This is a genomic window from Rhizobium sp. BR 315, from assembly GCF_050577975.1.
Taxonomy (GTDB): domain Bacteria; phylum Pseudomonadota; class Alphaproteobacteria; order Rhizobiales; family Rhizobiaceae; genus Rhizobium; species Rhizobium miluonense.
Genome location: NZ_JARWKZ010000003.1, coordinates 97,477 through 115,268, shown reverse-complemented (window position 1 = coordinate 115,268; position 17,792 = coordinate 97,477). Strand labels below are relative to the sequence as shown.

At 59.9% G+C, this 17,792-nt stretch carries 20 protein-coding genes; 5 read left to right on the top strand and 15 right to left on the bottom strand.

Going from position 1 to position 17,792, the window contains the following annotated elements; translation table 11 throughout:
- Positions 1-18 precede the first annotated feature (18 nt).
- Positions 19-498, bottom strand: a complete 480-nt coding sequence (locus tag QD409_RS04855; protein ID WP_430761981.1) for an Lrp/AsnC family transcriptional regulator — start codon at positions 496-498, stop codon at positions 19-21.
- A gap of 124 nt (positions 499-622) precedes the next feature.
- Here QD409_RS04855 and QD409_RS04850 point away from each other — a divergent pair, with 124 nt between their 5' ends.
- Entirely contained in the window at positions 623-1,585 is a 963-nt protein-coding gene (locus tag QD409_RS04850; protein ID WP_430761980.1) for a DMT family transporter, read from the top strand.
- 41 nt (positions 1,586-1,626) lie between these two features.
- On the opposite strand, the gene QD409_RS04845 is transcribed toward QD409_RS04850, so the two are convergent.
- The 4 genes from QD409_RS04845 to QD409_RS04830 form a co-directional block, all read right to left on the bottom strand.
- Positions 1,627-1,866, bottom strand: coding sequence for a hypothetical protein (locus tag QD409_RS04845; protein WP_430761979.1), 240 nt, complete (start codon positions 1,864-1,866; stop codon positions 1,627-1,629).
- A 76-nt stretch (positions 1,867-1,942) separates the two neighbouring features.
- Positions 1,943-2,797, bottom strand: a complete 855-nt coding sequence (locus tag QD409_RS04840) for an NlpC/P60 family protein (RefSeq protein ID WP_430761978.1) — start codon at positions 2,795-2,797, stop codon at positions 1,943-1,945.
- A gap of 15 nt (positions 2,798-2,812) precedes the next feature.
- On the bottom strand, positions 2,813-3,157 hold the full coding sequence (locus QD409_RS04835; RefSeq protein ID WP_047634989.1) for a MarR family transcriptional regulator: 345 nt from the start codon (positions 3,155-3,157) through the stop codon (positions 2,813-2,815).
- Positions 3,158-3,459: 302 nt separating this feature from the next.
- Positions 3,460-4,851 (bottom strand): leucyl aminopeptidase family protein, encoded by a 1,392-nt coding sequence (locus QD409_RS04830; protein ID WP_430761977.1) that lies wholly within the window; start codon positions 4,849-4,851, stop codon positions 3,460-3,462.
- A 147-nt stretch (positions 4,852-4,998) separates the two neighbouring features.
- On the opposite strand from QD409_RS04830, the gene QD409_RS04825 reads away from it, so the two are divergent.
- On the top strand, positions 4,999-5,829 hold the full coding sequence (locus QD409_RS04825) for a tetratricopeptide repeat protein (RefSeq protein WP_430761976.1): 831 nt from the start codon (positions 4,999-5,001) through the stop codon (positions 5,827-5,829).
- A 47-nt stretch (positions 5,830-5,876) separates the two neighbouring features.
- On the opposite strand, the gene QD409_RS04820 is transcribed toward QD409_RS04825, so the two are convergent.
- From QD409_RS04820 to QD409_RS04775, 10 genes are all read right to left on the bottom strand, one after another.
- A complete protein-coding gene (locus QD409_RS04820; RefSeq protein ID WP_430761975.1) occupies positions 5,877-6,521 on the bottom strand; it encodes a LysE family translocator in 645 nt (214 codons plus the stop codon).
- A 143-nt stretch (positions 6,522-6,664) separates the two neighbouring features.
- A complete protein-coding gene (locus QD409_RS04815) occupies positions 6,665-7,642 on the bottom strand; it encodes a type II secretion system F family protein (protein WP_430761974.1) in 978 nt (325 codons plus the stop codon).
- A 21-nt stretch (positions 7,643-7,663) separates the two neighbouring features.
- On the bottom strand, positions 7,664-8,671 hold the full coding sequence (locus QD409_RS04810) for a type II secretion system F family protein (RefSeq protein WP_430761973.1): 1,008 nt from the start codon (positions 8,669-8,671) through the stop codon (positions 7,664-7,666).
- Between the two features lie 8 nt (positions 8,672-8,679).
- Positions 8,680-10,158: a CpaF family protein gene (locus QD409_RS04805; protein WP_092843504.1), complete on the bottom strand. Its 1,479-nt coding sequence runs from the start codon at positions 10,156-10,158 to the stop codon at positions 8,680-8,682.
- Positions 10,159-10,185: 27 nt separating this feature from the next.
- Positions 10,186-11,457 carry an AAA family ATPase gene (locus QD409_RS04800; protein ID WP_430761972.1) on the bottom strand — a complete coding sequence of 424 codons (1,272 nt, stop codon included), beginning with the start codon at positions 11,455-11,457 and terminating at the stop codon, positions 10,186-10,188.
- 37 nt (positions 11,458-11,494) lie between these two features.
- Complete coding sequence (locus tag QD409_RS04795; protein ID WP_430761971.1) at positions 11,495-12,232, bottom strand: CpaD family pilus assembly protein; 738 nt, start codon at positions 12,230-12,232, stop codon at positions 11,495-11,497.
- 56 nt (positions 12,233-12,288) lie between these two features.
- Entirely contained in the window at positions 12,289-13,788 is a 1,500-nt protein-coding gene (locus QD409_RS04790; protein WP_430762082.1) for a type II and III secretion system protein family protein, read from the bottom strand.
- Between the two features lie 14 nt (positions 13,789-13,802).
- Positions 13,803-14,618 (bottom strand): Flp pilus assembly protein CpaB, encoded by an 816-nt coding sequence (cpaB, locus tag QD409_RS04785; RefSeq protein ID WP_430761970.1) that lies wholly within the window; start codon positions 14,616-14,618, stop codon positions 13,803-13,805.
- 161 nt (positions 14,619-14,779) lie between these two features.
- Entirely contained in the window at positions 14,780-15,292 is a 513-nt protein-coding gene (locus QD409_RS04780; RefSeq protein WP_430761969.1) for an A24 family peptidase, read from the bottom strand.
- A gap of 85 nt (positions 15,293-15,377) precedes the next feature.
- On the bottom strand, positions 15,378-15,569 hold the full coding sequence (locus QD409_RS04775) for a Flp family type IVb pilin (protein WP_092843514.1): 192 nt from the start codon (positions 15,567-15,569) through the stop codon (positions 15,378-15,380).
- A gap of 407 nt (positions 15,570-15,976) precedes the next feature.
- Here QD409_RS04775 and QD409_RS04770 point away from each other — a divergent pair, with 407 nt between their 5' ends.
- From QD409_RS04770 to QD409_RS04760, 3 genes are all read left to right on the top strand, one after another.
- Positions 15,977-16,399 (top strand): pilus assembly protein N-terminal domain-containing protein, encoded by a 423-nt coding sequence (locus QD409_RS04770; RefSeq protein ID WP_092843516.1) that lies wholly within the window; start codon positions 15,977-15,979, stop codon positions 16,397-16,399.
- A 154-nt stretch (positions 16,400-16,553) separates the two neighbouring features.
- Positions 16,554-17,192 (top strand): TadE/TadG family type IV pilus assembly protein, encoded by a 639-nt coding sequence (locus QD409_RS04765; RefSeq protein WP_430761968.1) that lies wholly within the window; start codon positions 16,554-16,556, stop codon positions 17,190-17,192.
- Between the two features lie 14 nt (positions 17,193-17,206).
- Positions 17,207-17,779: a TadE/TadG family type IV pilus assembly protein gene (locus tag QD409_RS04760; protein ID WP_430761967.1), complete on the top strand. Its 573-nt coding sequence runs from the start codon at positions 17,207-17,209 to the stop codon at positions 17,777-17,779.
- Positions 17,780-17,792: the final 13 nt, after the last annotated feature.

Genomic DNA, 17,792 nt, shown 5'->3' with positions numbered 1-17,792 from the left:
GGCACCCGGGAAAGCCGGCTAATCCTGCGTAAGTGGCAAGGAAAGACCGATCTTCACGCGGTCCATAGCAACGAGCGATTTGAACTTCGTCACGTTCGGATTGCCGTGGAAGAGGCGGCGGGTGAGCGCCTGGTATTCGGACATGCTGGCCACCACGATGACGAGAACGAAATCCGCCTCGCCGGTCACCTGATAGCATTGCTGAACTTCGGGCGCCTCGAGGAAGCTGCGCTTTATTGCATTGATAAGCTCATAGCGCTCGTCGGCGACCTGCACTTCGACGACGATGGTGATCGGCAAGGCCACCGCCGCGGGATCGACGACCGCAATATTCGCCTGAATGACGCCGCTTGACTGCATCCGCTTAATGCGCCGCTGCACGGCCGGCGCCGACAGATGGACCAGTTCGCCTATCTGGCGCTGTGGAACGGTACTGTCCTTTTGGAGGATTTCGAGAATCGCCAGGTCGAATTCATCGAGATCGGCAGGTTTGCGCATTTCAAAACATCCTCACCGCAAAGAGGAAACAAAATTGCACGGAAGCTGGCAAAATGGAGCCAAATACTCGTTCCCTGTGTACTAGGTTTGCGCCACACATCACCTGATTTGCAAAGGCAAAAGAATGTCACGGCCCGATATCGACTACGATACGCTTTCTCCAGACCTCGGCGAAAGGGTGGGTGCAAATAGTCCTGTCGCCGGCAAGGCCGGCTCCGACGATTCAAAAGGGTTTCTTTTCGGGCTGGTGGCGATGGTGTTGGCGGCGCTGGCGATGAGCATCTCGCCCAGTCTCGTGCGCCTCGCCGATGTCGGTCCCTATGCCAGCGCATTCTGGCGTGTCTTCCTTGCCCTGCCGATCCTTTGGGTATGGATGCGCTATGCCGAGGCGGCAGAGCCCGCTGCACCTCGCGCCAGTTTCACTATGGCCACTATCCTTGCCGGAATCGCCTTCACCGGAGACCTGTTTTTCTGGCACATCGCCATCCTGCGGACCACCATCGCCAACGCGACCTTCTTCGCGACCATGGCGCCGCTATGGGTCGTCATCTTCGGCTGGCTGCTCTTGCGGCAAAGGGTCAGTCGCGCAACGCTCGTCGGGCTTCTCGTCTGCCTGGCGGGCGGCACGGCGCTGGTGGTGCAGAGCCTTGCGTTCAATCCGAGCCGCGCCGTCGGCGATGGCCTCGCGGTTGTCACCGGCGCCTTCTTCGGCCTCTATTTCCTGGCCGTCGGCGCCGCGCGCGGCGGGACGAATGCCGCCCGCGTCACCTTCGAGCTCAGCGTCATTACATCGGTGCTTCTGTTCCTCGTCGCCATCTTCTTCGAGCCGCGCATATTGCCGCAATCGGCCTCCGGATGGGGTGTCCTGCTGGCGCTCGGCCTTATCAGCCATGCAGGCGGCCAGGGACTGGTCTCGGTGGCGCTGGGGAGGCTGCCAACGGTCTTCTCGTCACTCGTCATTTTCCTGGAAACGATCGCAGCAGCCGTTTTTGCCTGGATCCTGTTTGGCGAGAACGTCACGCTGATACAGGCGCTGGGCGGCGTCATCATCATCGCCGGCATCTGGATTTCCCGGCCGCGTAGCTAATGGAGGCGCCCGCACCAAGAAGGAGCCGGCGCCAGGTCGCCTCAAAGCGTGGCGGCGCCCTTCTGTTCGGTATCGGCATGCAGGTCGAGCAGCGCTTTTTCGATAACGCGCAGATCGTCCTGAAGGCCGTCATCGGCGCTCATCGAGCTCTCGCTGCCGGCACGCTGGATGCCCCGAGCTTCGCTCTGCAGCTCGCGCAGCCGGTCGATCTTGCCGCTCTTGCGCAACTGGCCGTCGTGCAGAATATCCCGAACCGTCTTTTCCATAGCGGTGATGGGCATGTCTCTTCCTCCTCTCGATAAAACATATCGATCAGAGGGAACAACGAACGAGCGGAAAGACTGTTCCGAGCGAGGATCAGCCGGCAAGACGCCGGTAGCCGGTCGGGTACTCGTAGAGCCAGCCGATACGCTCCACGGCGGCAGCGAAATTTTCGCGTGCCACGGTCATCGTATTGCCATTGGCATGAACGATGGTCTCCGCGTCCTCCATGATCGCGACATGGCCCTTCCAGAAGACGAAATCGCCGCGCTTCAGCTCCTCGCGAGCAATCGGCTCGCCGAGGCCAGCGGCCTGCATATCGGTATCGCGGGGAGCGGCGCGTCCGGTCATCGACAGCGCCAGTTGCACCAGCCCAGAGCAATCGATGCCGAGACCGGAGCGGCCACCCCAGAGGTAGGGCGTCTCGAGAAAGCGCAGGGCGACGTCGACGTAATCGCCGCCATCATCAAAGCCGATCGGCTGCACATGCTTGGCAAAGATGGCAGTGCCATCCTCGAGGGCGGCATAGTGGTTGCCCCGCGCCTCGGTGGTGCCGGTGACGTGCACGCGGCTACCCATCGAAAGCACCGTAACATGCGGCTTGCGCAATTCCGGCTCGGGATAGATGAAAGTGCGCTGCGGGACGACGATATGGGTCGCCGCCGGCACCCCTTCCCTGATCGCCGCTTCAGGGAGATAGCCGACATAGCCGTCCGCAATCGCCTTGACCCAGCACCAGCCGTTGTTGCGCTCAAAAACGGCCACCTCTTCGCCCATCAGCAATTCGGTATCGATGCCGGCGGCGAGATCCGGCTTCGACCGAAGTGCTATGACAGGCACGGAAACCTGAGCCTTGCTGCCCTCGACGAAGCGTTCGGCTTCGACCTTGCCTCTAAGGGAAGCTTCGGCGAGGTCAGGTCTGAAAGCATTGAGACGACGGTCGAGCGTCATGAAGCAATTCCCGAATTACAGTTTGCGGCCGTGCTCGATGACGAGATCGCCGAGTTTTTCCAGATAAAGCGCGCCGGTGACGGTGCGCTTGATGATGACATTGCGGCGATCCCGGTCGTCGCGCACGCGGTCGACCAACCCCATCTCACCCATGGTGTCAAGCGCCCTGGTGATGACCGGCTTGGTGACGCCGAGCGTCGCGGCAAGGCCGCGCACGGTGTGCGGCGGAGGCACGAGATAGATCTGCAGCAGGATCGCTGTCTGCCGCAAAGTCAAATCATGATCTTCGCGGCGCACCTGAGCGAGCGTCACGCCATGCCAGAGGCCAAGAGCCTGCGAGGCGGAGAGATCTAGCGGCACGGACAACCCCGAAAATCGTTACGCTACCGTTCCAGTTTCGGTCAAGATCGTGGCGGATTCAAGGGGAATTCAACGACCCCCTCTCCCCGCGATGCGGGGAGAAGGTGGGACCGAGACATTGAGCGGAGCGAAAGGTAGAGGGCCTGGATGAGGGGCTTTCTCTGGACTGCCGACGCGAAAAAGATTGCCATCCTCTCGATCCGGTTATTGCCGCTGGTCAGGTCAGCCCGACTTTGTCGCGCTTATGTGCCTGGCCCCTCACCTAACCCTCTCCCCGCAATCGGGGAGAGGGGACTTTGCCCTTACCGTACGCTCTGCCTGATGTGGTGATACAGCGCGCGGATCGCCTGCGCCTCGCCGCCGCCGGGCGAATGCGGACGCTCGCTCGGCGCCCATCCGAAGATATCGAAATGCGCCCAACTCGGCGTCTTCGTGACGAAGCGCTTGAGGAACAGCGCCGCGGTAATAGAGCCGGCCATGCCGCCGGCCGGCGCATTGGTAATATCGGCGAATTTGGTACGGATATCCTTGTCGTAGCCCATATAGAGCGGCATGCGCCACAGCGGGTCGTCCGTCTCCAGGCTCGCTTCGGTCAGATCACTGGCAAGCTCGCTATCATCAGTGAAGAACGGCGGCAAATCGGGGCCGAGCGCGACACGGGCAGCGCCCGTCAACGTCGCCATGTCGATCATCAGGTCCGGCGCATCTTCATCGGCATAGGCCAGCGCATCGGCGAGGATCAGCCGGCCCTCGGCATCGGTATTGTCGATCTGCACGGTCAGGCCCTTGCGGCTCTTGTAGATGTCCCCCGGGCGGAACGCATTGGCCGAAATCGAGTTTTCAACAACCGGAATGATGACGCGAAGGTCGACCTTGAGCTTGGCGTCCATGATCATCAGCGCCAGGCCCATGACATTGGCAGCTCCACCCATGTCCTTCTTCATCAGCAGCATCGAGGATGCCGGCTTGATGTCGAGACCGCCGGTGTCGAAGCACACGCCCTTGCCGACGAGCGTGATGCGGCGATGGCCCTTCTTGCCCCAGCGCATTTCGAGGAGACGCGGCGCATCGGCACTGGCGCGTCCCACGGTGTGCACGAGCGGGAAGTTCTCCTTCAGAAGATCGTCGCCGATGATGACGGACATTTCCGCCTTGTAGTGTTGAGCAAGCGCCCGAAAGGCAGCTTCCAGCTGCTCAGGCCCCATGTCGTTGGTCGGCGTGTTGATGAGATCGCGGGCGAGGAAGACGCCGGCAAGCTGACGCTTGATATCGGCGGCATCGGCATCGCGCGGGATCATCAACGTCGGTGCTGGCGCCTTTTCGGACTTGTAACGGTCAAAACGGTAGCTGCCGAGGCCAAAGCCGAGCGCGAGGCGATTGGCTGTCAGCGGCGCCGTCTCGATGTGCCAATCGCCCGCCGGCAGGCTGCGTGCGAGTTTGCCCGTGAGGAAAGGCTGCTCGGAGGGATTGGCGCCAAGGCCGAACAGCGCGCCGCCGAGATGCCCCTCGGCCGTCGGGATCAGGAGCAGGGAGCCGCTTTCCGCCTTGTAGCCGGCCTTGCGGGCCCAATCGAGCGCGATGGGATCGATGGTGCCGGTCTCGATATGCGCCGGCGTGACGGCAAAGATCGGCAGCGTCGAACCACCCTTCGAATTAAAAGGCGTCGCGCGCTCGATGAATTGATAGGGGGCCATGACCATCCTTTGACAATGACTTTGGAGAATCGAGAGTTAACCGTCTGTTAGGGTTAACAGATTATTGCTGGAGCGAACATTGCGCCGAACCTTCCCTGTTCCGATTCTAGGCCTGACGCAAGATTTAAGGATTCAGGGAATAGCGTCATGTCCGCCGGTTCAACCACATCTTTGCTCGGAACCTTCCTTTTTCGAGGCGCTTCGGCCGCACTTCTGGCACTGGTACTGGCAAGCTGCTCGACGACGGCAGGCAAAGACCAGATCACGACCGGCTCGATCCCGAAGTCTTCGAGGCCGATGGACACGATGAACAGCGGCGACCTGGCGCAAGCCACCGCTACCTTCGGCAAGGCCTATGACGCCAATCCCAAAGATCGCGATGCCGGCGTCAACTATGCCAATGCGCTGCGCATGAGCGGCCGCAACGATCAGGCGCTCGCCGTCATGCAGCAGGTCGCGATCAACAATCCGAGCGACCGCGGCGTGCTGGCGGCCTATGGCAAGGCACAGGCGGCGGCAGGTCAGCTGGAACAGGCGCTCGCCACGATCGACCGCGCCCAGACCCCCGATCGTCCCGACTGGCGCCTGGTTTCCGCAGAGGGCGCCATTCTCGATCAGCTCGGCCGCTCCACCGATGCACGCGGCAAATACCGCGACGCGCTGGTGCTGGCGCCCAACGAGCCGACGATCCTTTCCAATCTCGGCATGTCCTATGTGCTGACGGGCGATCTCAAGAATGCGGAAACCTACCTTCGCTCGGCCGCCGCCCAGCCGGCAACCGACAGCCGCGTACGGCAGAATTTGGCGCTCGTCGTCGGCCTGCAGGGCCGGTTTGCCGAAGCAGAGCAGATCGCCCGCCACGAGCTGACCCCGCAACAGGCGAACGCCAATGTCGCCTATCTGCGCGGCATGCTGGTGCAGCGGAACTCCTGGCAGCGGCTTGCCGCCAGCAGCGGCACCAAGAAAGCCGTCCAATAAGAAATTTGCGGTGCCTTCCGTTTAGCTTTGCGTATCGCGCCAAACGCTCAGCGCCAGATATGCCGCGGCAGGCCGTCCGCCACCAGCCGCACGCCGAGCGCGCCGATGACGGCACCGGCTACCCTGTCGATCCATAATTTCGAACCGACATAGAGCGCACGCGGGCGATTGGACGAGAACGCGATGGTGACCACCGTGTACCAGCCCGCCTCGACCAGGAAGACAGCCGGCGGAACCGTTAGCAGCAGCCACGGCGCCGGAGACGCCGGAAGAAGTGCAGCAAAAATACTGCCATAGAAAATGGCCGTCTTCGGATTGCTGAGCTGAGTTCCGAGCGCAAATAAGAAATTACGCCCCATGCCGCCGGCGGCCGGGGTGGCAGCGGCGTCGAGAGGAAGATCAAGCGCCGCGTTGCGCCAAATGCGGATGCCGACATAGATCAGATAGAGCCCGCCGGCGACCTTCAGCGCGAGATACAGCCATTCGACCTTCATCAGCAACGCGCTCAAACCGAAAAGCGCCAATGTCGCGAAGATGACGCTGCCCGTCCCCATACCCAACGCTGCGGCCAGGCCTGCCTGGCGGGAGCGCGAGACGGCAATTCTGGAAACGAGGACGAAGCTCGGCCCGGGGCTAACGGCACCGATGAAGACTGCGGCAATGACACTGAAAAACACGGCTATGGATGACATGCGAGGCCTCCCGATCCGGCTGGATATCCGCTTGGTCGCCGAGCCTGGATGCTTCACGCATTCCGGAAATCATCCGATCGCGTTGCCGGCGACATCGATGGGGAGCTTAATCACCCTCCCGCGCCGCGAGCAAGCCGGAACATTCAAAACTTGTCGAGAGCGCGGATGATCGCCGGCCCGAGAATGACCGCCATCAGCACCGGCAGGAAGAAGACGATCATCGGCACCGTCAACTTCGGCGGCAGCGCTGCGGCCTTCTTTTCCGCCTCGTTCATGCGTTCGTCACGGCCTTCCTGGGCCATGACGCGCAGCGCCTGCGAGAGCGGCGTTCCGTAGCGCTCGGCCTGGATGAGCGCCTGCGTTACCGATTTGACGAGCTCGATCTGCGTGCGGGCCGCGAGATTGTCGAAGGCGGTGCGGCGATCCTGCAGGAAGGAAAGCTCGGCCGTGGTCAGGATCATTTCTTCCGCGAGCGCCGGGGATTGCTCCCCCATCTCCTCGGCGACACGACGCATGCCGGCTTCGATCGATATGCCCGACTCCACACAGATCAGCATCAGGTCGAGTGCATCGGGCCAGGCCCGCTTGATCGACTTCTGGCGCTTGGTGACCAGATTGGAGATATAGATGTTCGGCGCGTAGAAACCGAGATAGGCCATGCCGATGACGCCGAGCAGACGGATCGGCAACGGCCTGCTGGCGAAATAGCCGAGAACGAAGACCAGTAGGATAGCAACAGCAAGGAACAGGAATGGCAGCAGAAACCGCGCCACCAGAAACATGTTCAACGCATTTTCAGAGCGTAAGCCAGCGGCACGCAGACGATTGACGGTATTGGCGTCGACGAGCGCGTTGCGCAGGTTGAAACGCTCAACGATCTGCCTGACATTGTGATTGTTCTGATTGCGCAGCGTTGTCTTGCCGCCGTCGGCATTCAAACGCGCCCGCTCGCGGGCCCGGATCTGCTCGCGCTCCGTCGACACCGCCTTCATGCGCTTGTTGAGGTCGCCACGCTCCAGTATCGGCAAGGCAATCGTATAGAAGGTAGCAAAAACCACGATGGCCACGACAACGGCCAGAATGGTGCCGGGATCGGTCAGGTTGGCAGCCAGATCGGACATAGGCTTGGCGGCTCCCCCCGCTCAGATCTCGAAATTGATCATGTTGCGCATGATGAAAATGCCGATAGACATCCAAACGCCTGCGCACATCAGGATCAGGTGGCCGCGCGGATCGACAAAGAGGACCGTCATATATTGTGGCGACGTCAGGGAGACGAGCGTCATGACGATGAAGGGCAAAGCGCCGATGATGACGGCGGAGGCCTTTGCCTCCATCGACAATGCCTGGACTTTCGCCTTCATCTTCTTGCGCTCACGCAGCACCCGCGACAGATTGCCCAGCGCTTCCGACAGGTTGCCACCGGCCTGCGCCTGGACGGCGATGACGATCGAGAAGAAATTAACTTCCTGAAGCGGCATATGGTTCAGCATGCGTGCACAGGCATCCGACATGCTGAGGCCCACCTGCTGCGCCTCAACCACCCGGCGGAATTCCGTTTTGACGGGGTCGCGCGCCTCGCTTGCCACAAGCCGCACGGAATCGTTCAACGGCAGGCCGGAGCGCAGCGAGCGCGTGATGAGATCAAGCGCGTTGGGGAATTCTTCGAGAAACTTGTTCTGCCGGCGCTTGATGAGGAAACTGACGATCCACCGCGGCAAGCCGAACATTGCGGCAAAAGGTAACCCGAGAACGGCGAGACGCGGTGCGCCGACGATGAAAAAGATCAACATCACGAAGAGGCCGAACAGCACGCTGAAGAGATAGAAGCGAGAGGGCGTCAGCGACAAGCCGGCCTGCGCCAAGCGCGCCTTCAACGACTGCTTCCTCTTCGTGCTTTCCGACTGCCGCTTTTCCAGATCCTTGAGCGTTTCCTGAACCGATTTGCGGCGCTTGGACATTTCCTGGACGCGATCGCGCGCGGCCTTGACCTTCACACGATCGGTCTCGGCCTGCTTCACCCGGTTGACGCGGCTCTCTGCCTTCTTCTGCGACTCGATGCGCGAATAGAGCACGCCATAGCAGATCGCCGCGGCTGAGACGGCCGAGAGCAGGACAATCAGGAGTACGACTGGATCGACACCGAACATGGGAAATCCTATTGACCCTTCTGCTCCATCTCGTCGAGGGCGGCGGCAAGGCGTCTTTCTTCGTTGTAGTAGCGGGCGCGATCCCAGAAATGCGGCTTGCCGATGCCGGCGGAGAGATGCCGGCCGATAATTCGACCGTTTGCGTCCTCACCTTCGATCTCGTAGCGCATCAGATCCTGCGTGATGATCACATCGCCTTCCATGCCGATCACCTCTGTAATCTGCGTGATGCGGCGCGAACCGTCGCGCAAGCGCGCCGCCTGGATGATCACATCGACGGAGCTGGAAACGATCTCACGCACGGTCTTGGCCGGCAGGCTGAATCCGCCCATCGCGATCATCGATTCGATACGGCTCAGGCATTCGCGCGGCGTGTTGGCGTGGATCGTACCCATGGAGCCGTCGTGACCCGTGTTCATCGCCTGCAGCAGGTCGAAGACCTCTGGACCGCGCACTTCGCCGACGATGATGCGTTCGGGGCGCATACGCAGGCAGTTCTTGACGAGATCGCGCATGGTGATCTCGCCCTCGCCTTCGATATTCGGCGGACGTGTTTCGAGACGCACGACATGCGGCTGCTGCAATTGCAGTTCGGCGGTGTCTTCGCAAGTGATAACGCGTTCGTCGCGGTCGATGTAGTTGGTCAGGCAATTCAGAAGCGTCGTCTTGCCCGAGCCGGTGCCGCCTGAAATGACGACATTGCAGCGCACGCGGCCGATGATCTGCAGGAGCGTCGCACCTTCGGGCGTGATGGCCCCGAAGCGCACGAGCTGATCGAGCGTCAGCTTGTCCTTCTTGAACTTACGAATGGTCAGCGCCGGCCCGTCGATCGCAAGCGGCGGCGCGATGACGTTGACACGCGAGCCGTCAGGCAGGCGCGCGTCGCAGATCGGGCTCGATTCGTCGACGCGGCGGCCGACCTGGCTGACGATGCGCTGGCAGATGGAGAGAAGCTGCGAATTGTCCCGGAAGCGGATTTCCGATTCGACTGTCTTGCCGCCGACTTCGATGAAGGTCTGGCCGGCGCCGTTGACCATGATGTCGGCGATGTCGTCGCGGGCGAGCAGCGGCTCCAGCGGACCGTAACCGAGTACGTCGTTGCAGATGTCCTCGAGCAGTTCCTCCTGCTCGGAAATCGACATCGCAAAATTCTTGATCGTGATGATGTCGTTGACGATATCGCGGATTTCCTCGCGCGCGGCTTCATTGCCGAGCTTGGAAAGCTGCGACAGGTCGATCGTGTCGATGAGCGCGGAAAAGACCTGCGATTTTGTGTCGTAATATTCCTCGGTGCGCGCCGTCCGGCGGCGGCTGGGTGTCTGCATCGGCGGCGGCGTCACCTGCTGACGCGGCTGCGACTGGTCGCGAGACGGCTCGATCAATACTGCCGGTGCGGCAGGCGTGCTGGCTGCGGCAGGCGCACGCGCCGGCTGAGGCGCCACGCTGCCGCTTTTTGCAGGACCATCATTTCCACGCTTGCCAAACATGCTTTCAATCCAATTCTACTGCTGCAGTTACTTCCGTTTCAGGAGGCCAAGCAGACCGCCCTTTCTCGCCTTCTTCAAAGCGACGCGCCCCGTGACGATGTGTGATATCTGCGAGAAGACCTCGGCGACCGGCGACTTCGGATCGGTTTCCGAGATCATCTGGCCGCTGTTGGCAGCATTGCCGAAGAGATTGATGTCGAACGGAATGATGGCGATCGGCTCAAGCTCCAGCGGCGCGCAGAATTCCGACGGGTTGATCTCCGGGCGCTTCGGCATGCCCACCTGGTTGAGGACGAGATGCGGCGGCTTGTCATTAGGCCGCAGCTTGCGCAGCGCGTCGATCAGGTTCTTGGCATTTCGCAGGTTGGCGAGATCGGGTGCTGCACAAATGACGACCTCGTCGACAGCCCCAAGCACCGAGCGCGTCCATTCCGTCCAGAGATGCGGTACGTCGAGCACCGCCACCGGCGCGCTGCGCTGAAGAACATCGAGCACCGGCAGGAATGCATGCGCATCGAAATCATAGGCGCGATCCAGCATGGAGGGCGCCGCCAGCAGCGAGAGATGCTGCGAGCATTTGGTCAGCAATCGATCGAGAAAGACTTCGTCCAGGCGCTCCGGCGCATAGACGGCTTCGGCAATCCCCTGTGCGGGATCCTGATCGAAATCAATATTGGCGGTGCCATAGGGCAGATCGAGATCGGCCAGAATGGTTTCGGTGGAGAACAGGTTCGATATGCCGAAGGCGCAATTGTGAGCGATGGTGGACGCGCCCACCCCGCCCTTCGCACCGATGAAAGCAATGCTGCGGCCGAGCGGCTCAGCATCGGGATCGATGAAAATCCCCGCTATCGCCGTCATAAGGTCGGCCATATCCGTGGGCTGAACTACGTATTCGGAGATGCCGTTGCGGATGAGCTCGCGGTAGAGGCCGATATCGTTGTGATAGCCGACGATGATCACCTTGGTGCTCGGATCGCAGACTGCGGCGAGCGGCGCAAGTTCCGTCAGCAGATTGCGTGGATTGGCGCGTGTTTCGAGGATGATCAGGTTCGGTGTCGGCGTCGAAGCGAACATGTTTGCCGCCGCCGCCGTGCTGCCGCTGGTGATGCGCAGGCTGACCTTGGACATGCGCCGATCGTTGGCGCATTGGTCCATCACGCGCTGCAACTGATCGCTTTCGCAGAAGGCGTGCACCGAAATGCGCGGCAGCGGCCGCAAGTTCTCGAGGTTGCCGGGGTGCGGGGCGTCCCCGGTGTCTTCGGCAGTCGATTCGATTTCGTAATCGATGGCGTTCATGATTTCATCCTGTTCCGCCGGCGGGTAGTTCTCATGCTCATTGGCCGCTCCCGCCGCCGAAGCCACCCAGGGTGGCCGTACTCATCGGCACGGAGCCCTTGCGATAGTTGTCGATCACCTTGCTGCGCTGATCGGTATCGATCGGCGACACGGCACGGGGCGAGATCAAATCCGTCGGATTGGCGACCTGCGCCGCCAGATTGTGCTGCGTCGCACAGCCGAAATTGTAGTAATTCTGGTTGTCGAAGGCGTTGTCGCTCAGGTCGTCCGGCCATTGACCGCACGTATTGGTGAGGGCTGTCGTGGCGGTAAAGCGCAAGCGAACCGGGGCTGCGTCGCCGGGGTCGCCGGCCGCATAATAGCTGTCGACGATGCGGGCCGATGGAATGCCATTCCCTACCAGTTCCTTTCGGATCTGCTGACGCAGCGTCGAAGCGGCTGTCGAATTGATCGATCCCCGCGGCACCAGAATTTCGACCGTGCCGCTTGCATGCCCGCGGTAATCCTGCACAAAGCCGCGAATGGTGTCGCGCATTCCCGTGGTCAGACGGCGATCGCTGGCGGCAATCGGTATGTCGAGATGGTGTTCTTTCTCCGTCAACACGATCGGATGGCGCTGGCGATAGTCATCGTTGATGGCGCTGGTCGTCATGCGATCCTGGGATGCGGCACAGCCACTGATGATTGCCGTCAAGATCAAGGCCGGCGCAATCAGAGCCAGCGTGAAGGAACGTGGCCGGCCGGTGCGAGGCGCGGTGCGTTCGAGGCTGGCCATCTTTTGATCCCTCGTTAATCCGGTTGAAAAGGCGCGCGTCATGGTCCCCCGTCCCCTCACTTGTAGATGAAGCCGACGGTGCCGTGGAAATCGGCATCGGCGACCGGCGGCCCATCCCTGCGGCCGTAGATCTTGTTGACACGATTCATGAAGACGCCGCTGATATCGTTGCTCGGCGAGAAATTGTCGTCGGGACGAGCAAGCTTATTGCGGGCGACCGGACGCACCAGATAGGGTGTCGCGATGATGACCAGCTCGCTTTCGTCGCGCTGGAAGCTCTTCTGGCGAAACAGTGCGCCAAGGATTGGAATCTTCGAGGCGCCGGGCGTGCCGTTGGTGGTCTGCTGAATGGTGTCGCTCAGGAGACCGGCCAGAGCGATCGAGCCGCCGGACGGCAATTCAACCGAGGTATCGGCAGCGCGCTGGTTATACGTTGCCGTGTTTGCCGTGCCGACCGGATTGGACACCTGCGTCTGGACATGCAGGCTGATGCGCCCGGCCGACAGGACGACCGGCGTGAAGGCCAGGCTGATACCGTAGGTGAAGGGCGTGACTGTGACGCTCCCGTCCTTGTTCGTCGTAGCATAAAGGGTCTGACCGCCCGAATTGAAGGTCGCGGCCTGGCCGGAGATCGCCGTCAATGTCGGCTCCGCCAGCGTACGGACGGCGCCTGCCTGCTCGAGAGCGTTGAGATAAGTATTGATGTTGTACTTGCCGATGGCAGTCTTGAACAAGCTGGCAAGGCCGCCGCCGCCGGCAGCCGCAGTGGCGTCGGGCGAAATATTGCCGAGCTGGGCTACCGTCAGACCAGAGGAACCGCGGACGAGGTTGTCGAAGCCGATCTGCTTCAGCACGCTGCGCTTGATTTCAGCGACGGTCACCTTGAGCGTCACCTGATCCTCACCTTCGATCTGCAGCATGTTGACGATCTGCGAGGTCTGGCGTCCTTCGGCGAAGAGTGCGACCGCGTTGTTGTCGCCGGAGCCTGAGGCCGTTGCAAAGCGTGTCGTCGCTTCGCCGCCCTTGAGGAAAGCCTGTGCAAGCTGCTCGGCCCGTGTCGCATCCTGCGGCGTACGCACCGTTCCGGTCATGACGATGTTGTCGGAAACGATCTCGACGTTGATGTCGGAGTCCGGAATGAAGCGTTTGAGATTGGCCTGCAGACCCGCAATATCGCGCTCGATCTGCAGGTCGAGGCTGACGATTTCCCTGCCGTCGGCACCGAAAATGAAGATGTTGGTCTGGCCTACGGTCTTGCCGAACAGGTAGATGCGGCGCGAGGTGCGCGTCACCGCATCTGCCATTTTGGGGTCGGAAACGAGGATGTCATGGGCATCGGCCGGCAAATCGACTACCAGCGCCTTGTTGAGACCAAGCTTCAAAGTGCGTTTCGTGCCGAGACCCGCGATGGTGACGATGCTGTCGGAGCCACCGGCATGAGCCCTTTGGGTTTGCAGAAAAGACGGAGCATCCGCCAAAGGCAGGCCCGCAAAGGCAACGGAGAAGGAAAGCGTTGCAGCGAGGGAGAGGCTGGCCTTCTTGCTTGTCTTGAACATCATCCCGCCCCTTCTCATTGTGGTTTCGGCCCCGTTGGGCCATCGGTCACGATCGCTCCCGACTTGATGACTTGCACGAGGCCGCCGCCATTATCGCCGGCCAGCAGATAATCGGCTGCCGTCGTATCGGGTTGCTGCGCGTCGGCAACGGAGCGCAATGCCAGCGTCAACCGGTCGGCCATCTGATGCGCGACGGCCAGGACCTTCGCCTGGTCCGGCGTCAGCTCCAGCGTTGCGGTTGCGCCGACCGCGGCCTTGCTTCCATCCTGCTTTTCTTCGATCTGCTGATCGACCGCCAAGACCCGCACGTTGCTGAGCACCGTCTCGGTGATGAGCTGCTGCTGCGCGCTTTTGCGGACCATAATGACGTCAACACGGTCGTTCGGGAGAATGAAGCCGCCGGCGCCGGTCGCGACGGAGATCTCGGTGGCGACGGCGCGCTTACCGGACGGCAAAAGCGAGGAAAGGATACGACTGCTGGAATCGGCGACCTTCTCCTCGCGAATCGGTTCGCCTTCGAACATCGGCAAGCGGACGACCGCGCCCTTCAGGTCCTTCACGGCATCGGGACGGTCACTCTGGGTGATGAGGCCTTTGACCACACCGCTTTCCGGCCAGGCCAGCCAATGGATCGATTTTTCGTCCAAACGCGAGCCGACGGGCAGATTGGCGCCCGCAACGAGCACATTGATCGTCGCTTCCTTTTCCACCACCGCTGCAATCTGCTGCGGCACGATATCGCGCTTGCCGGCAAGACGCATCGCCAGCAGGCCGGCCATACCGGCTGCGACGGCTGCCACTGCGAGTATCATTATGCGAGCGGGTTTCATGGACATTCCTTGGGGAACAGAATTCTTCGCCCCGCAGAATGACCGGCAATTGGTGTAATTATGGTTAATGGTACGTTACATTTATTATTACTTAACCATGATTACTTGAGCAATATTAGATAGTATTCACGTAAAAATACGTTGCTTTCGCAGATTTCAACCTAGATCGCCCGTTGCGTGGCAGCGATAACCAGAGACGAGCCTGGGAATGCAAGAATTCCCCCGATGGCGATAGCAATGCCGTAAGGGATCTTCTTCGCCGTGATCAATGAATTCGGCAGGGGAAGGCCGATGGCCATGATGGTGCTGGACTGTGACCGGAGCAATACGATCAGAAATGTGACGGCGCCGCCGATAAGCGCGACATAGATCAGGAACACTACAAGGGATGAATCGAAGCCGAACCAAAGCGCGGCCGCCGCCAGTAGTTTTGCGTCGCCACCGCCCATGACGTTCAGCGCGAATAGTGCGAAGCAGACAAAAAACACGGCGCTTGCACCGGCTAAGTGCATGCCAATCTCTGTAAAGGACAGCCCGAAAATCGGCGCCAAGACAAGAAACGATATCGCGAGCGCCAGGGATACGCGGTTAGGAATCGTCATCGTCAGCAGATCGGAGATCGCCGCAATCGACATGCAGAGCGGAAATATGAGCAACGCTGCTGCTTCGAGCATGCTTTCCCTCTTCCAAACATAAATATCGGAAACCGCTCACCAATGAGCGGTTTCCGGAAAATATTATGCCCTTGAGGCAAATATTTTACTTGGTACCAATGCCGTTGCCGGAATGGTTCATCTGGGTGGCAATGTTGGTGAACGTGTTGTTCAATGCACCACCCAGGGTAGTTGCGCCAGTGATGATGGCGACCGAGATCAGAGCTGCGATCAGGCCGTATTCGATTGCGGTCGCACCCGATTCATCCTTCAGGAAGCGCGAAAAAAGCTTGGACATGAATTTACTCCACACAATTTGTTGACAGCACGTCCGCCAACTGTTGCCGTTGATCGGATGAGCTGCACGGTAGCTGTTCGCCGTTTCCATCGCTTTAAGGAAGTGGGTTAATCACCTGTAAATACAGAAGCAAAAAAAGAATAGTTAATGTCGAATGCGTGTCTTCCCGCGCATTTTTAAAGAAAATCTTCAATGAAATAGAAATTATTAGATGTGTGAATATTAGCGTTGCATGTAATTTGTCTTAAACCAAAGCATATCTGCAGCAAAAAATGAAGACAGAAGCCACATATGGGACATTTGCACCATATCCGCACCGCCTGAGGTGGCCTTAATCCTTCATTCACCATTCTTTCTCATTCTGTCCGACAATTCTTTTCGCCATACGCATTCCAAGAGGCCAAGCCATGCCCATCGGCGGCAAAACCGCATTCCTCGCCGGCATCCTCGCCATGGCCGGCCTGACACCGCAGCTTTGCCATGCTGCCGGAGAAAATCTGCTGCGCGTTTATATGGATCACGCGCGCGTATTGAAGCTTGATCGCCCCGTCAGCAAGGTCATCGTCGGCAACGCCCAGGTCGCCGATGCGACCGTCGCGGATCCGAAGACCATCGTGCTGACCGGCCGCGCTTTCGGAACGACAAACATCATCCTGCTCGACGCTGACGGCAACGCCATCGTCGACGAACAGATTCTTGTTTCGATCGATGAAGGCAACACGGTTCGCGTGTTTCGCCAGACGGATCGGGCAGTATTGTCATGCACGCCCAATTGCGAGCAGCATGCGCAGCAGAACAATACTACGGCAACCACAACAACCGGCCCGTAGTTTTATTTATTATCGCAAATATTCTAAAGTACTACACAAGAATTGCCTTGACGCTGATAATCACACCTTCCCTTAAATATGAAGAGGGAAGAGAAACGGATTATCAAGAAAGCGTCTTTAGTTTCATCCGCGTGTAAATCGCTGCGGATGTTCAATGATACCGAACGACGATCTTTTCGCGAACAAAGACCCGGCGCAACGGCGTCTCCGGGGGAGTTTGCGCGAATTCGTAAGGTCGCGGGACGGAGCGGCGGCCATCGAATTCGCTTTGCTCGCCATTCCCTATTTCCTGATCATCTTCGCGGTCATCGAGACTTTTGTCGCCTTCACGGCAGAGCAGGTCATTTCGAACGCTGTCGATACCCTGTCACGTCAGATCAGGACCGGGCAGATCAGCGGCGATTCCACCAAGTCTTCATATATGACGCAGCAACAGTTCCGGCAGGCATTCTGCAACCAGATTGCCGTGCTGATCACCTGTTCTTCGACCGAAGTCGCAACGCCATCCAGCCTTTATCTCGACGTCGAGAGCTATACGAGCTTCGCCTCCATGCCGACGACGATCCCGCGCCAGTCGTCGACAAACCCTTATTCCGACCTCAGCACAACAGGCTTTGCCTTCGCACCAGGCGGCGCGAAGACCTTGAACATGGTGCGCGCCTATTATCGCTGGCAGATCATTACCGATCTGATGCGCCCGTATCTTTCCAACATCCACCCCTCCGACGGATCGATGCCCACGACCTATCTCATCGTCGCCACCGCCGCCTTCCAGAATGAGAACTATCCGTGAGCGGGCGACGGGGCATGATCAGGAAGGAAGCTCCGTTCCTCGGCATCTTGCGGCGTTTTGCTCGGGACCAGCGCGGCGTCGGCGCAATCGAATTCGCCATTCTTTTCCCCGTGCTACTGCTGCTTTATCTAGGTGCGTTCCAGCTTACCATCGGCCTCAACGTCTCCAAGCGCGCCAGCCGCTCGGCCGGGTCGATCGCGGATATCGTCTCGCAGCAGTCAGGCGTTAACAAATCGATGCTTGCCACCATGCCCTCGGTCGCGGGCGCCATTTTCGCACCCTATGTCACGACCGGCCTGACCTTGAAGATTACGGGCATCGCGGTCGATGCCAGCGGCAAAGCCACCGTGGCATGGTCCTGGGCGCAGGATGGGACAACCCCCTATCCATCAGGCACCGCTGTCACCGTGCCGAGCAATATGAACCAGGCAAGTACCTTTCTTGTGCGCAGCGAACTTGCCGTCCCCTATCAGCTCATGAATTTCGGGACCAACTTCCTGCCGAACGGCACCAGTCAGATTACGATCAGCCGGCAATTTTTCTACCGTCAGCGCGCCGGCACCTCGATCACCTGCAGCGACTGCTGACGATCATCGCGAA